Consider the following 16167-nt stretch of genomic DNA (forward strand, 5'->3'; position numbering starts at 1 on the left):
GTCCGCGACACGTCCTCGACGCGGTCGGCGTCCTTGCGATTCCCTGACGGGATGCCGTTCCGTCTCCCCCGCGTGCGCCACGCCCTGAACGTCCGGCTGGTGCGCGCCGTCGAGCACGGGGTGGCCGCGGTCGTCGACGACCGGGTCCTCCCGCGGCTGGAGGCCCTCGAGGCCCGGGCGCGCGAGCAGGCCACCGCGCTCGCCGCGGCCCGGACGGAGGTCGACGAGCTGCGCGCCGAGCTGCACGCGCGCGAGGTCCGTGACCGCCGCGACATGCTCGCCGCGGGAGAGCGCGACGCGGTCGCCTCGAGCGCCCGCTTCGTCCGCGACGCCATGCCCGGGGCCCGCACGTTCCCCGACCCGAGCGCCACCCTCGCCCATGCCCTCGGGCTCGCACCGCGTGGCGGGCTGGCCCTGGAGTTCGGCGTCTACACCGGCACCACGCTGCGCGCCATCGCCGCGGCGCGCGGCGACGGCGAGGTCTACGGGTTCGACTCGTTCCAGGGCCTGCCCGAGGACTGGCGCGCCGGTTTCGGCGCGGGCACCTTCGGCGAGGTCGAGCCCCCGGAGGTCCCGGGCGCCGAGCTCGTCGTCGGGTGGTTCGCCGACACCCTGCCCGCGTTCCTCGCCGAGCACCCCGAGCCGGTGGACCTCCTGCACCTCGACGCCGATCTCCACTCCTCGACGGCCACGGTGCTCGAGCACGTCGGTCCCCGGCTGCGACCGGGCTCGGTGATCGTGTTCGACGAGTACCTCAACCACGCCGGCTGGGAGGACGGCGAGCACCGCGCCTGGACCGAGTACGTGGCCCGCGCGGGGCTCTCCTTCACCTACGAGGCGTTCACCCACGACAACGAGCAGGTCGTCGTCGTGGTCACAGGGCCGCGCGCGCAGGTGCCGCCGCCGGCCCCACGGGGTACTGAGGTGTCGACCGGCCTCGGCTGAGCCGACCGGCGGCGCGTAAACCGCCACACAGCGGGCGGAACGGACACCGCGTGTCACCGCTTCGTTGCTCCCGGTGGACCCCGGTGTGCGGGACGGCGAGTGGGAAGGGCACAGTCGACGCGATGACCTCCACGGCCGATCGTCGGCTCGGGAGTCGAGTCGACGCCCCGGCCGCCGCCCCGGACCGCCCTGCCGCGGGCAGCCCCGCGGCGCCGGGCCCGGGGCGCCAGCCCAGCGACGGGTCGCGGTTCCGGCCCGAGATCGAGGGCCTGCGGGCCGTCGCGTGCCTGCTGGTGGTCGTCTACCACGTGTGGATCGGGCGCGTCTCGGGCGGCGTCGACGTCTTCTTCGCCCTGACCGGTTTCCTGGCGGCCGGTCAGCTGGCGCGCGCGAGCGAGCGGGGTCGCCTCGACGTGGTCGCGCAGTGGGGTCGCACCCTGCGCCGACTGGTGCCGCCGGCGGCGGTCGTCATCGTCGGCACGATGATCGCGAGCGTCCTGTTCCTGCCGGAGTCCCGCTGGCCGCAAGCCGTCCGCGAGACCGTGGCCTCGGCCTTCTTCGTGGAGAACTGGCGCCTGGCCGCCGACGCGGTCGACTACTACGCCTCGCACGACAGCGCGAGCGTCGTGCAGCACTTCTGGTCGCTGTCGATTCAGGGACAGTTCGCGGTCGTCTTCCCCCTCGTCGTCGCTGCGGTCGCGCTCGTCGCGCGCCGGCGCGCCGTGGACGTGCGCCAGGCCGTCGTCACGACGCTCGTGGCCATCACCGTCGCTTCCCTCGCCTGGTCGATCTTCTCGACGGCGGCGGACCAGACCTACGCCTACTTCGACGCCCTCGCCCGCGTGTGGGAGTTCACCCTCGGCGGCCTCCTCGCGCTGTGGCTCCACCACCTCCGTCTGCCGGCGTGGGCGGGGGTCCTGCTCGGGTGGGCCGGGCTCGTCGGGCTCGCTGCGTGCGGCATGGTCCTCGACGTCCAGGGCGGCTTCCCCGGCTACCTGGCCCTGTGGCCCGTGATGTGCGCGGGAGCGGTCATCGTCGCGGGCGACACCGCCCATCCGCTGAGCAGCGCACGACTGCTCTCGTCGCGGCCGCTGCAGTACCTGGGCAGCATCAGCTTCCCGCTCTACCTCTGGCACTGGCCGGTCCTGCTCCTGGCCCAGGCGACGACCCACGACGAGCAGCCGGGCGTCCTCCTCGGCGGTGCCGTGGTGCTCACCTCGGTGCTGCTCGCCGCCGCCACCCGGCACCTCGTCGAGGACCCCCTCCTCCGCCGGGGGCGCGGCTCCCGGACCCGACTCGCCGACCACCGGGTGGCCCTGGTCGCCCTGATCCCGGTCCTGCTGCTCAGCCTGGTGTGGCACGGCGTCACCACGGCACGCGCGACGCCGTCCGGGATCGCGGGCGACCTCGACCACCCCGGCGCCGTCTCCCGGGAACCGGGGTTCGTCGACCGTGGGTCGCCGGATGCCGAGCCGATCCCGCCCGCGGTGTCGGCCTACGAGGACTGGGTCGACTACCGCGACGCCGGCACCGGCTGCACCGGCGTCCCCGGCCAGCCCGCGCTGGAGACGTGCACCTTCGTACCGGCCGCCGACCCGGCGGCACCGACCATCGTCGTGGCCGGCGACTCCCACATGCAGCAGTTCCTGCCCGCCGTGGCACCGATCGCCCGAGAGCGCGGGTGGCGCGTCCAGACGCTCATCCGACCCGGGTGTCCGTTGTCGACGACCTCCGAGTCCAACACCGGCGAGGTCGACTGCATCACCTGGAACCAGCAGGCTCTCGCCACCCTCACCGCGTCACCCCCCGCGCTGGTCGTCGCGCAGGGCACGCACAACGTGCGCATCGGGGGTACCGAGTCGACCCCGTCGGGCATGGTCCAGGCGTGGGAGAGGCTGGCCGGCGCCGGCGTGCCGGTCCTGGCCGTCCGGGACAACCCGCGCTTCGGCTACGCCCCGCCGAGCTGCGTCGACACCTACGGGCGCGGTGCGCCGGAATGCGACGTCCCCCGCTCGGCGGTCTATCCGTCGTCGCCCCCGGTCCCGTCGGGACTGCCCTCGTCGGTGTCCGTGCTCGACCTCGCCGACAGCATCTGCCTGCCCACGACCTGCCCCCCGGAGATCGGGCGGGTCATGGTCTACCTCGACGACAACCACCTGACCGCGACCTTCACCGCGTCGTTGGCGCCGGTCGTCGGCCGCGAGGTCGCGGCCCTCATGGCGCGATGACGGGCCCCTCCTACGCTGGGGGCCGAGTACCGGCCGACCGCACCGACACTGGGAGCCCGTCCCGCATGACCGACACCGCGACCCTCGCGACCTCCCACGGCGTGTCCCGCGACGACGACGAGGACCGCCTGGTGGTGGGTCGCGGGCTGTTCACGGGGCCGAGGCCGGAGGTCCCGGACGAGCTCTACGTGGACATCCTCCACGGCCGGGCCGAACGGCGGCGCCGACACATCAACGTCGGGCCGAACAGCCGCGTCACCACCAACACGTACTTCGGCCGGTTCCCCGCGAGCTACTGGCAGCGCTGGACGACGGCGACCGAGGTGCGCTTCGAGGGCCGCACCCGCGGAGTGGGTCGGGTGATGCTCCGGGCGTCCGACACGAACGGCGTCGCGCGCACCCTCGCGGTCGACGACGCCCGCACCGAGGACGTCAGTCTCACCGCCACGCTCGACCGCTTCCTCGACGGTGGCGGACTGTGGATCGAGATCGTCACCGACGACGAGGAGCTGCTGCTCCACGACGTCCGGTGGACCGTGGCGGCCCCCACGACACCGCGCACCACCAGCGTGGTGGTCTGCACGCACAACCGCGCCGACGACTGCGTCGCCACGCTCGAGGCGCTCACCACGGAGCACGACGTCCTCTCTCTGCTCGACGCCGTCGTCGTCGTCGACCAGGGCAGCGACCGGATCGACACCCGCGCGGGGTTCGCCGGAGTCGCCACGCGACTCGGCGACCGCTTCCGCTACGTGCCCCAACCGAACCTCGGCGGGTCGGGCGGGTTCACCCGCGGTCTCCACGAGGTGGTCGAGGGCGCGGCGGGGCACGGTGACGTCCTGTTCATGGACGACGACATCCGGTGCGAGCCCGAGGTGGTCGTGCGGCTGGCCGCGTTCGGTCGGTGTGTCGCCGACCCGACCATCGTCGGTGCGCAGATGCTCAACCTGCTGCACCCGACCCAGGTCCTGGCCGGCGCCGAGTACGCGGTGCTCACCGACCTCACCAACGGCCACGTCAGCCCGGGCGCGGTCGGCGAGTCCGACGTCACCGCCCACTTCCCCGACGGCACGAAGAACGTCCAGGACCGGCGGGTCGACGCGGGCTACACCGGATGGTGGTCCTGTCTCATCCCGTCCGAGCTGGTCGCCCGCGCCGGGTATCCGCTGCCGCTGTTCTTCCAGTGGGACGACGTCGAGTACTGCTACCGGGCCCGGGCGCACGGCGTCGCGACGGTGACCCTGCCGGGAGCGGGTGTCTGGCACGCCGACTTCCCGTGGAAGGACTGGGACGACTGGCACCGGTACTTCAACCTGCGCAACGCGATGATCACTGCCGCGCTGCACTCGCCGTTCCCGGTGCGGCACGTGACGGGGGTCCTCGCGGATCTGCTGGGCCGGTACCTCGTCGCCATGAACTACGGCCTGGCCACCACCCTCATCGCGGCCGTCGACGACTTCCTCGCCGGTCCGCAGGTCCTCGACGACGGCGGTGTGGCCGCTGTCGCCCGCGTCCGCGGCCGCCGAGCCGGGCACGGTGAGACCGTCACCCACCCCGTTACCAAGGCCCCCGGCCTGGCCCCGACCGAGATGGAGATCGTCCGCGCGGGTCCGGAGCCCACGCGGGAGCGCCTCGTGATGGCGAAGCGACTGGCCCAGCAGTGGCTGGGGCGCGTCCCCCGCCACGGCGGGCTCATCGGCGCCGGTGAGGCGCACTGGTGGCACGTCGGGCTCTTCGACCACGTCGCCGTGACCGACGCCGGCCAGAGCGGGGTCCGGGTGCGCCGCCGGGACCCCGAGTCCCTCCAGACCCTCGGTCGCGAGGGGGCCGCGACCCTGTGGCGACTCGCTCGTGAGGGACGTGCGGCCGCCGAGGCGTGGCGGGCCGCCGCACCACGGCTCACGACGGGCGAGAACTGGCGCCGACTGTTCTCCGGGAGCTGAGCCCGGACGCCGAGCCGTCGCCCGGCGCGCCCGTCGTGGTCACGTCCGCCGGGTCCCGCGCGGGCGTGCGTCAGCCCCGGTCGGCGCGCGTGACGTAGAGCCGCGAGTCCCAGCGGGGACCCGCGCTGTCGTCGGGGTCGGCAGCCAGCACCTCGGCGCCGCACGCGGCCACGAGCGCCCGCACCTCCGTCTCCGGGGTGCCGTGCATCTCCATGCCCCGACGCAGCCTGCGAACCACCGGCCCGGGCAGGGCGCGCAGTGCGAGCCCGGCCGCCGTCGCGGCCGGTGCGGTCGGCAACTGGAACACCACGAGACCCCCCGGCCGCACCAGTCCGTAGAAGGCACGGATGTAACGGTGGGCGAGCTCGCTGGGCATGTGCTGCAGGACCCGGCAGGTGTAGACGAGGTCCGCCGTGCCCGGCTCGACCACGTCGAGCGCCGGTCCGGTGGCCAGCCGGAACTCGCAGGCGGGCGCGTCGACGATCTCTCGAGCCTTCTCGAGCATCGTCGGCGAGATGTCGAGCCCGATCACGTGCTCGAAGCCCGCCGTGGCGAGGCCGTGCGACAGGCGCCCCGCTCCGCACCCGAAGTCGACCGCCCGCCCGCGTACCGGCTCGACGCCGATCCCGGCGAGGCGGGCGAGCACGGCGTCGACCTCGGCGGCCCCGGTCTCGAGGAACTCCGACGTCGTCCATCGGCGACCGGACTTGTCCCGGTCGGTGAGGACCGCCCACAGCGGGTCTTCGCGGCCGAGCCGCGTCCAGGTCCGCGAGACCTCGTCGATCCCGGCGCTGTGGTCGGTGCTCACGGAATTCCTCCGGGGGTCTGGCGGGCTCACCGTCCGCCGGCCTTGGCGAAGACGGCGTCGTAGGCGTCCAGGACGGCCTCCACGCTGTAGCGGGCGGAGGCCGCGGCGGCGCCGACGGCGGGGTCGGGCGGGTCGTCGCGCAGTCGGGCGAAGGCGGCGGTCAGGCCGCTGACGTCGCGCGGCGTCACGATCGCCCCGAACCCGGTCTCCTCGACGACGGTGCGCACGCCCGGGAGGTCGCTGACCACGGCGGGGACACCCGCCATCATCGCGACGACCTGGACGATGCCGAACGCCTCGAAGGCGTTGACCGACGGGAGGGCGAAGACGTCGAGGGACGCGTAGAAGTCGTCGAGGTCGTCCTCGGGGATGAACCCCAGCATCTCGACCCTCGGGTCGTCGCCGATGTGGCGTCGCACCCGCGCGACGACGCTGCCCCCGGCGACGTCGAGGTAGTCCCCGCCGACGAGCAGCCGCGCGTCGGGGTCGTCGAGGGCCAGGAAGGCGTCGACGAGGTTCTCCACGCCCTTCTCCTCGACGATGCGCCCGAGGAAGCCGATGTGGAGTCCTGCGGTGCGGCGGTAGGTCGGCCGGCCCGGGCGGCGGGGCGGACAGGGCGGTGGCACGGCGACCAAGCGCCCCTCGATCGAGGGCCACATCCGGCTGTGCCGGGCGTAGTCCTCGCTGGAGACCACGGCCGCGGCGGACCGACGCAGCGCGGCGCCGCTCGAGAAGTCGATCGCCCGGTGTTGGGCGGCGTTCACCAGTCGCCGCGCGAGCGGACCCTCGCCCGTGGGCAGGGAGACGTCGCAGTGGTAGGTCGACACCACCGGCACGGGGGACAGCCGCGCCAGCAAGCCGGCCTCGACCAGCGGCAGATGCAGGTTGACGACGGTCGAGCGGGACATCTCCCGGAGAGCGAGACGCGTCAGGTTCAGACCGATCGTGCCCTTGCCCACCTTGGCGAGGACAGGTGCGCGGACCACCTGTACGCCGTTGACCACCTCATGGGTGGGCAGCTCCGGATCGTGCTTGGAGGCGACCACGCACACCCGCCAGCCGCGCGCGGCGAGGCCCTCGGCCAGATCACGGGCGACGTTGGTCAGCCCGGACACGTAGGGGCTGTAGTAGGTCAGGACGATGCAGAGGTCGTGATGCGGGTGGTGGTCGTCCATGAGCCTCCCCTGAGCTGCTCCACGGTCCTCCGGGACGGGCCCGAGACGTCCGATCACTAGCTGTCACTGTAGAGGTCCCGGATGCCCCGGGTATCGGTGGGCGCGCGGGCTCGCGGGGCAGCCGCCTCCCGGTGCACCCGATCGTCAGCTGCCCGTCAGGCCGCGAGCGGGCCTGCGCCCCCGGGCCCGTCGGGTTGCTAGCGTGCGGCATCCACTGTCCGACTCCGGAGCACGCCCGGTGACCGCCTCCCCGCCGCCCTCGCCGCCCGACGGTCCCGAGGGTGGGCCCGCAGAGGCCGACGACCCGGCGCCGACGACCCCCGACGTCGCCGGCGGCTGGCGCGTGCGCCGCCGGCCCTCGTGGCCGGCCGTCGCGACGCTCGCCGGTGTCGTGGCGCTCGTGTGCGCGGTGCTGCTCCCGTTCCTCCCGGTGAGCGTCTCCCAGCCCGAGGTCAGCTGGCCGCTCGATCCTGCCGACCCGCAGCCGACGGCGTTGCAGCTGACCACCCAACGACCGCTCGCCCTCGACGTCCGGGCCGACTGCACCGCCGCCCGGGCCGCCGCGTCCGCGGGCACCGGGCGCGCGCTGGGCGAGCCGGGGGACGGCCTGCTGCTGGCCACCCTGCCCCCGGTCTCGCCCGCCGCTCCGGTGGGCCTGCTCGCGACCGTGCGCGGCGAGCGCCTGACGGTCGAGTCCCGCGGCGTGCCGCTCGCGGACATCCCGCTCCCGGCCGGCCCCTGCGCCATCGGGATCTCCGGCGACCTGTCCGGCATGACCGTGACCCTCGACGGCCGCGTCGTCGGCCGGGCGGGTCCCGACGCGGTCCCCGACGTCGACGCGCTGGTGACCTCCGTGCCGGCGCGCCCCGGCGGTGCCGGGCTCGCGGTCCGGCTCACCGTCGACGACCAGTTCTCCACGTCGCCCACACCGCTCAAGAGCGCGGTCGTCGTCCTCCTGCTCCTCGCGGTCGTCGTCGTCCTCGTGGCGCTGCGCGAGCGGGACCGTGTCGTGCGGGCGGCGCGGTGGGACGCCGCGCCCTCGTCGTGGCGCCGGTCGTGGTCGGCGTGGCGCGAGCGGTGGCGCGGACCGTGGCGGGAGTGGCCACGCCCCCGGATCGTCGATGCGGTGGTGCCGGCCGTCCTGGTCCTCTGGACGTTCGTCGCCCCGATGTCGGACGACGACGGCTACTACGCCGCGATGGCGGCCAACGTGCCCTACACGGGCTACGTGGCGAACTACTACCAGCTCTACAACCAGGGCTTCACCCCGTTCACCTGGATCTACTACGTGCTCTCGTGGTGGCAGCAGGTCGCGGGGTTCAGCCCGGTCGTCCAACGGGTTCCCTCGCTCCTGCTCGGCCTGTTCAGCTGGGTCCTGCTGCGGGCCTTCCTCGCCCGCGCCCTCCCCGAAGGTCCGACGCGACGGCGCGCCGTGGCGCTCCACGCGGTGGCCGCGGTGGCGTTCCTCGCCTGGTGGCTCCCCTACGACGTCGGGGTGCGCGCCGAGGCCGTCGTGGCCACCAGCGTCATCGCGGGCCTCCTGGCGCTGCGGGTCGCCCTCGAACGTGACCGCTGGGTCCTCGCCGGGATCGCGGTCGCCGCCGCCGCCTTCGGGGCGACGGCCGCGCCGACCGGCTTCGTGGCGCTCGCGCCCCTGCTCGCCCTGCTGCCGTCGGTGTGGCGGCAGCTCGCCGAGGTCGGGACGCTGCGCCGCCGGATCGCCACGGTGGTCGCGCTCGCCTCGCCGGGCGCGCTGGTGGGCGTGCTCGCGTTCGCCGACGGGTCGCTGCGCGACTTCGTCCGGGCCCAGCAAATCTTCCTCGGGATGCAGGCGCAGGAGACGTGGTACTCCGAGATCGTCCGCTGGAGCTTCCTGCTCGACGACGGCGGACCGATGGGCACCTACGCCAAGCGCTACCCGGTGCTCCTCGGCGTGCTCGCGCTGGGCTGTCTGCTCGCCCTCGTGGCGCGGGGCCGGGCCGCGGGGGGCCGGCCGGTGCCCCCGCGCGTCGCCGCGGCGGGATGGACGCTGCTCCTCGGCTTCGCCCTGCTGTGGCTGACACCGAGCAAGTGGACGCACCACTTCGGCACGCTCGGCACCGTCGGGCCCGCCGTGATCGCCCTCGTCGTCGTCGGCGCGCCGCTGCTCCTCCGCGGGAACGGCCCCGACGGGACCTCCGGCGCCGATCTCGACGGCGAGCGGGCGCGATGGCGCCCGCCCCTGCCGGTCACGGTCGGGGTCGGCCTGATGGTGGTCGTCCTCGCGGCCCTGGCCGGCCACGGGGACCACGCCTGGCCCTACTCGTGGATGCTCGGGCTCCCCGACCCCTACGAGGTGCCCCAGGTCGCCTTCGTCGCGTTCGACCAACCGGGCTGGTGGTTGCTCGGCGGTCTCGCCCTCGCCGGGGTCACCGTCCTCGTCGTCCGGCGCCGGGCGCCGGACTGGCGCCCGGTCGCGCCCGTCGTCGCGGTCTCGCTGCTCGCGAGCGCCGTGCTCCTGGTGACGACGACCTACCTCGTCGGCGGATTCGTCCTGGCCACCCTCCGCACGGCCGACGGCTACTCGCCGTGGGCCGACGCCGTGCGCGACCCCCTGGCCACCGGGTGCGCGGCCTCCCGACAGATCGAGGTCCTCGACCCGGCCAGCGCACGCCCGCTGGTGCCCCTCCCCCTCCCGGCGGCGGTGCCCGGCGGGCCGTCGCCGTTCGTGCCGGGAGGCTGGTTCCCCTCGAGCCCTCCGCCCCCGACCGGCCTGCCCGCCTGGGGCAGCTTCGTTCCGCCCCCCACCGGACCCGGGGTGTTCGCGGGTTCCGACGGCACCGTGGGCGGCTTCTCCACGCCCTGGTACGCGATCCCCCCGGACCGTCCCGGGGCCGCGATGACCACCTCGGTCGCGGGCCGCACGGGCGGGGGCAACTCCCTGCGCGTCGAGTACGGCCGCGTGGTGGGCGACCGGGTCCTGCCGGTCGGCGGCTCGCCGTTGGGCGTCGACCTCGACGGCAGCGCCGTCGACTCCGTGATCTGGCGCTCGCAGCTGCTCGAGGGTCCCGACGGGCCGCCACCCGAAGCCACGGTCCTTCGCCTCGTGGCCGAGGACACCTCGGTGGCTCCGGGCGGGTGGATCGCGGTCGCGGCGCCGAGCGTGCAGCGGTGGACGACCCTCGAGGAGTACCGGCGCCCGGGAGAGGCGACGGCGGTCAGCTGGCAGTACTCGTTCCTCTTCCCCTGCGATCGCAAGCCCGTCCAGGCCTTCGGCATCAACGAGCCGGCCACCCTCGGGGTGGTGTGGGGCGACCGACCGCTGGCGTTCCGGTTCGACGGCATCTGGCAGACCGGCCGCGGCGGACTGTTCGCCCAGAGCCTGCGCGATTCCGAGGTGACGGCGCTGGTCACCCGGCTGCGCGTCGCCCCGGACGCCGCCTCCGGGCAGGTGTACCGGCTCGACCCCCTCGTCCCGGTCGAGCCTCGCTACCGGATCGACCCGCGCCGGGTCGTCGTCAGCGGCTGGGCTCCGGCTCCGAACACCACGATGTCGGTGCCGATCGACGAGCAGGGAGTCGACGAGGGAGACGAGCAGCAGGACGAGCCCTAGTACGCCGGCGCGGGGCCTGCCGGTCGGTCGGTCCGCGGAGGGGGCTCAGGCGGGGCGGCTCAGGACGAACACCGACGACTCACCGCTTCCCGCGGGGAGCACGAGACGCCCCGACAGGAACTGTGCGAACGCCGGGACCGCGTAGCGAGCGGCGTCGAGCAGCATCGGCCGCCGGCCGTAGGGCACGTCCCAGAGCCCGTCGGTGCCCTCACGCTCGACGCGGAAACCGTGGTCGGTGAGGAACTCCCGCCACTGGGCGTGCGGCTTGAGGTTGATGTGGGTCGGGTCGGCGAAACCCATCCACGCCTCGCCGGCGAGGCTCCGGCCCCGACCGGCCGGGTCGGGCATGACCACGAGGGCGTGGCCGCCGGGCCGGAGGATCCGCCGCCAGGTGGCGAGGGTCTCGGCGGCGACGGCGTCGTCGAGGTGCTCGAGGACGTGGATCGCCGTGAGGGCGCCGAAGCCGCCGTCGTCGAGCTCCGCGGGGTCCGTGCTGATCGTCGCGCCGGGTGCGTTGGCCCGCGCGGTCCGCGCCGAGTACTCCGAGACCTCGAAGCCCGCGGCGGGGCCGAGGGCGGAGAGGCGCCGGACGAGGTGGCCCGTGCCGCAGCCGAAGTCGAGATAGGGGCCGCCCGCGGTGTAGCGGCGGACCAGACGCGTGTACCAGCGCAGGGCGGGGCGGTCGTCGGCCTGGCCGTTCGCGAGGTAGTACCCCTCGTCGTACTCGGTACCGCTCACGCCTCGCTCCTCTCGTCGGGGCGGCGCCGGGAGGCCGCCAGGATCAGGCCGCTCACCAGGGCACCGACGGTGCTGCCGACGCCGAAGGCGACCTCTCCGGAGAGGATCACCCCCGGCACCGCCCAGAACGTCACCGCGGCGGCCAGCAGGGCCGCGCCCCAGCTGAGGGCGACGTCCCGGTGCCGCCCCCGGGCCACGTGCACCTGGGTGACGACCACGAGCCCGATGTGGGCCAGGACGCCGCACAGGATGACGGCGAGGTCGAGGCCGCCGATGGTGTAGTCGGGTCCGAAGACGAGCGACACCAACGACGGGCCCACGAACCACGCGAGCGGCACGCCGACGGCGGCCAGCGCGACGAGGGCCGCGGCCCCCTTCGTCATCAGGACCAGCACCTCGCGACGGCGGTCGGCGGCGATGAGGCGGGTCAGGGTCGGCACCACGGCCGACTGCAGGGGCACCACCATCGACAACGGTGCCTTGGCCAACGTGAACGCGGCGACGAAGACGCCCGCCGCCGCCTCGCTGTTCTCCCCGGCCTGGGCCACGACCAGAACCGGCAGCCCGTTGAGCAGCAGCTGGGCGCACACCGACCCCACGAGGAGGGGCATGGCGTCCCGGGTGAGCACCCGGACCGAGACTCGATCGACCTCGTGCCCCGGGGTGCCCGACCGGCCCCACGCGATCGCGCGTCGCCAGGCGCCCGGCAGCTGGGGGAGGTGCGCCAGAGCGATCGCCAGCACCAGTGCCCAGCAGAACGCCGCCGCGTCGGCGCCGCCGACGACGAACACCGCGACGGCGAGCCCGAGCCGTATCAGGGCGTCGAGGACCATCACCGCGGCGTGTCGCACGAGGCGGTCGGTGCCGATCAGCGTGCCGCGCACCAGGAACTGCCCGGCGGACACCACGCACAGCGCGACGAGGGCCAGGAGCACCGAGAGGTCGCCGTCGAGGGATCGGGAGACGATCGGCAGCGCGAGGACGAGGACGGCGAGCGCGATCAGGGCGAGGACGGCGGCCGCGCCGCTCGCCGCGCGCAGGAGCGCCCGGCGATCACCGGGGAGGGGGAGTCGGCGAGCGAGCTCCTGCTCGAGCGGCAGGAAGGCGCCGAAGCCGACGACGAGGGCCAGGGCCCAGAACGAGCCGAACGTGGCGTACTCGGCAGGCGACAGCGCCCGGGCCACGACGGCCAGGTACACGTTGACGGTCAGGCCGGAGATCAGGACGCCGAGGCCGGCGGCGCCGACCAGCCTCCTGGCTCCGACCCGGCCGGGCGCCCGGTCGCTCACGGCGAGCGACTCCTCACTCGGTGCTGCGATGGGATGCAGCGTATCGGGGCGGTGGGTCCACGGTCGCGACGCCCCGCCGCGTCTCCGCTCGACCGGGGCCTGCACCCAGGGTACGGGCGTGGCCCGGGGACGACCCGGTCTACCGTGGTCTGCCGCAGGACGACCACGAGGGAGCGGCGGCAGGTGAGCACGGACGCCCCGGTCCGGGTGGAGGTCGACCGCGACGATCTCCCACCGGCGCCTCGCCGGACGGGCGGCTCCGCGGCCTGGGCCGTGGCGGTGGCGGCCGGGGTCGTCGCCCTCGTCGGCGCGCTGCTGCTCCCCTTCGCTCCCGTGTCGCAGAGCGTCCCCGAGGTGCGCTGGCCCGCCGCGCAGGGGGCGCCGGACCCGACGTTGCTGTTCCTGACGGCCTACGAGCCCGCGGCCATCGACGTCCGCTTCAGCTGCCGGGCTGTGCGCGCGGCGGCCTCGTCCGCGGACGGGATCGTCATCTCCACGATGGGCCCGTCGTCGCGCGACACCGCCGACAGCGCGATGACCGTCACCTCTCGGGACGGCGGCGTGACGGTGCGCAGTGACGGCGAGGACCTCGTCGCGCGGCCACTGCCGCCGGGGGACTGTCGCTTCGCGATCGCGGGTGACGCCGATGCGTTGCGCGTGACCCTCGACGATGAGGTGCTCGCGACCGCCACGAGCCGCCGCGACGACGCCGCTCCGGACCAGCTCCCGGAATCCGAGCCGGACCCCGGACTCATCACTCCCCTGCCCGAGGTCGACGCCCTACGGACCTCGGTGCCGCCCCTGACGGGCGCGACGCCCGACGACCTCTCGGTGCGGCTCACGCTGGACGACGCCTTCGCCCATTCGCCGAGCCCGGTCAAGGTCGCCCTCCTCGTCGTGGTCGCGACGGCCCTGGCGATCGGGGCGGTCGCCGCCGGCGTCGTGAGCGGGCGACGGGTGCCCGGACGCGGGGACACCCCCGGCGCCGGTGGGCTGCCGCGCCCGGGCCCCCAGCTGGTCGGGCTCGCGCGCCGACTGCGCCGGGCCCGGCTCGTGGACCTCGTCGTCCCGGCGGTCCTGCTCGTCTGGCTCGTCCTGGCGCCGCTCACCGACGACGACGGCTACTACAGCGCGATGGCCGCCAACGTGCCCTTCTCCGGGTACGTCCCGAACTACTACCAGCTCTACAACCAGGGCTTCACGCCCTTCTCCTGGCCCTACTACGCCCTGTCCTGGTGGCAGGACGCGGTGGGCACGACGCCGGTCGCGCTGGGTGTCCCGTCCCTGGTGCTCGGGCTCGCAACCTGGTGGCTCGCGCGCTGGTTCGTGGCTCGCACCCCGCTGGGCGACCGCGGCGCCGCCGGCCGCTGGGCTCCCGCGGCGGCGCGATGGGCGCTCGCCGCCGCGTTCCTGGCGTGGTGGCTCCCCTACGACATGGGGGTCCGCCCGGAACCGGTCGTCGCCTGCGCGACCACGGCCACGCTCGTCGCGGTGGCCGAGGGCATCGAACGGCGCCGGTTCGACGTGCTCGGCCTCGCGGTCGGGTTCGCCGCCCTCGGTGCCGCGGCGGCGCCGACCGGGTTCATCGCCCTGGCGCCCCTCGTGGCCGCCGGGCCCGCCGTTCGACGGCTGGTGCGGCAGCGGTCGACGAGCCGCCGCCACGCGGCGGGCTGGTGGGTCCTCGTCGCCGCTCCGATCGCCGTGGCCAGCCTCCTCGGCTTCGCCGACGGGGCGTATCGCGACTTCGTCCGCTCCCAGGAGATCTTCGCGCCGATCCAGCGGGCCCAGACGTGGTACGTGGAGTTCCTGCGCTACAACGCGCTCCTCGACACGCTGTCGCACCACGGCTCGTACGCCCGTCGCGCCGCCGTGCTGCTCTGCCTGCTCGCGCTGGTCTGGTTCCTGGTGCTGCTCGTGGCGGCACGCGCCCGGGACCTCCAGGTACCCGCGCGGCTCCCCCTCGCGGGGTGGTCCACCCTGCTCGCCTTCTTCCTGCTGCTGCCCACCCCGAGCAAGCCGACGCACCACTTCGGCGCCTTCGCCGGCCTCGGCGCGGTCTTCCTCGCCCTCGTCCTGGTGATCGGTCCCCGCCTGCTCGCGGCCCTGGATCGGGAGCGCCGTGTGCCGCGCGTCGCGCTCGTCGCCGCCGGGCTGTCGGCCGTGGTGGTCATCGCCCTCGCGTGGCACGGGCGGGCGATGTGGCCGTACGGGTGGGGTCTCGGCCGCCCGGCGGACGGCGACTTCCCCACCCTCCGGGGGGCGGAGCTCGACAGCCCGCTCTGGTGGGCGTTGGGGCTCGCGGTGGTGGCCGGCGCGGTCGCGCTGGCCGCCCACCGCCGGCGTGACCCGGACCGGCGGCGGCTGGCCCTCGCGGTCGCCGTGCCGCTCCTCGTCGGCCTCCACCTCGGCGCGGCGACCGCGTGGACCGTCGGTGACTTCGTGCGGGCGGCCCACCGGACCTCGACGTCCTGGTCCCCCCAGGTCGACGCCTGGCGCGATCCGTGGGGCACCCGCTGCGGCCTGGCCGGGCAGATCGACGTCCTCGATCCCCGCGACGCCCGGCCCCTGCCCCCCGTTCCCGTCGCGGGCACGCCGGAGTCGGCTCCGGTAGCCGTCCCCGGCTCGGCGAGCCCGCGATCGGAGGAGACCACCGAGGCGTTCGTGCCGGGCGTCGCCCTCCCGGCGGGTGCCGCCGGACCACCCGCCGATACGTCGGCGTGGAGCAGCTTCCTCGTGCCCGGCCCCGGGGCGAACGCCGACGCCCGCACGGGGACCTCGACGACCGGGTGGTTCCGCCTCCCCGACCCGTCGAACGGCACGGCCCTCGCCGTCCTGGTCGCGGGACGCACCCGCGGCGACGTCACGCTGCGCGTCGAGTACGGCCGGACGGGCACCACCGGGGTCGAGCCGGTCCGGGACCGGTACCTCGGCACCGACGAGGAGTCGGTGGCCTGGCGCACCGTGCCCCTCCTCGACGACGCGGCCCCGCCGGACGGCGCGGACGCCGTCCGGCTCGTCGCCACCGACGCCAGCACCACGACCGGTGGGTGGCTGGCCTTCACTGCGCCGGTGGAGCGGCGCTGGACGCCGTTGCAGCAGTACCTCCCGCCCGGCGGCGCGGTCGGCCTGCCGTGGCAGATCGGTACTCTCTTCCCCTGCCAGCGCCAACCCCGGCAGGAAGCGGGGATCACCGAGCCGGCCGTCGCCGCGATCGGTTTCGGGGAGACACCGGAGCAGGCGCTGGGCGACTGGACGTTCGACCCGCGCCGAGGGGGGCTGCTCGGCCACGCCGAGCGCGAGGCCGACACCACCCTCCTCGTCACGCGGGTGCGGGACGTGGGGGGCGAGATCGACGACGTCCACGTCTTCGAGTTCCGCCAGCCCTACCCGACCGGCGGCTACGACCTGATCCGCGGCCGGGAGACCGTGGGAGGCGCACCCTGACCGCG

9 protein-coding genes are annotated in these 16167 nt (G+C 74.9%); 5 read left to right on the plus strand and 4 right to left on the minus strand.

Annotated elements, in window-relative coordinates:
- Nucleotides 1–51: 51 nt before the first annotated feature.
- The 3 genes from ACYX4T_RS18460 (at nt 52) to ACYX4T_RS18470 (ending at nt 5116) form a co-directional block, all read left to right on the plus strand.
- Nucleotides 52–945, plus strand: coding sequence for a class I SAM-dependent methyltransferase (locus ACYX4T_RS18460; RefSeq protein WP_476010745.1), 894 nt, complete (start codon nt 52–54; stop codon nt 943–945).
- A 122-nt stretch (nt 946–1067) separates the two neighbouring features.
- A complete protein-coding gene (locus ACYX4T_RS18465; RefSeq protein WP_476010746.1) occupies nt 1068–3173 on the plus strand; it encodes an acyltransferase family protein in 2106 nt (701 codons plus the stop codon).
- A 65-nt stretch (nt 3174–3238) separates the two neighbouring features.
- A complete protein-coding gene (locus tag ACYX4T_RS18470; RefSeq protein ID WP_476010747.1) occupies nt 3239–5116 on the plus strand; it encodes a glycosyltransferase in 1878 nt (625 codons plus the stop codon).
- 70 nt (nt 5117–5186) lie between these two features.
- On the opposite strand, the gene ACYX4T_RS18475 is transcribed toward ACYX4T_RS18470, so the two are convergent.
- The gene (locus ACYX4T_RS18475; protein WP_476010748.1) at nt 5187–5924 is read right to left on the minus strand and encodes a class I SAM-dependent methyltransferase; all 738 of its coding nucleotides are present in this window, start codon (nt 5922–5924) and stop codon (nt 5187–5189) included.
- A 26-nt stretch (nt 5925–5950) separates the two neighbouring features.
- Nucleotides 5951–7099, minus strand: coding sequence for a glycosyltransferase family 4 protein (locus ACYX4T_RS18480; protein WP_476010749.1), 1149 nt, complete (start codon nt 7097–7099; stop codon nt 5951–5953).
- A gap of 238 nt (nt 7100–7337) precedes the next feature.
- Between ACYX4T_RS18480 and ACYX4T_RS18485 the strand changes: the two genes are divergently transcribed.
- Entirely contained in the window at nt 7338–10691 is a 3354-nt protein-coding gene (locus ACYX4T_RS18485; RefSeq protein ID WP_476010750.1) for an arabinosyltransferase domain-containing protein, read from the plus strand.
- A gap of 45 nt (nt 10692–10736) precedes the next feature.
- Here ACYX4T_RS18485 and ACYX4T_RS18490 read toward each other — a convergent pair whose 3' ends face one another.
- Both ACYX4T_RS18490 and ACYX4T_RS18495 read right to left on the minus strand, forming a co-directional pair.
- Nucleotides 10737–11429, minus strand: coding sequence for a class I SAM-dependent methyltransferase (locus ACYX4T_RS18490; RefSeq protein ID WP_476010751.1), 693 nt, complete (start codon nt 11427–11429; stop codon nt 10737–10739).
- On the minus strand, nt 11426–12718 hold the full coding sequence (locus ACYX4T_RS18495) for a lipopolysaccharide biosynthesis protein (protein ID WP_476010752.1): 1293 nt from the start codon (nt 12716–12718) through the stop codon (nt 11426–11428). Before ACYX4T_RS18495 ends, ACYX4T_RS18490 begins: the two co-directional genes overlap by 4 nt.
- A 183-nt stretch (nt 12719–12901) precedes the next feature.
- On the opposite strand from ACYX4T_RS18495, the gene ACYX4T_RS18500 reads away from it, so the two are divergent.
- Nucleotides 12902–16162 (plus strand): arabinosyltransferase domain-containing protein, encoded by a 3261-nt coding sequence (locus ACYX4T_RS18500; RefSeq protein WP_476010753.1) that lies wholly within the window; start codon nt 12902–12904, stop codon nt 16160–16162.
- The last annotated feature ends 5 nt before the right edge of the window (nt 16163–16167 follow it).

The sequence above is a fragment of the Actinomycetospora sp. ABD4_176 genome (assembly GCF_056311855.1).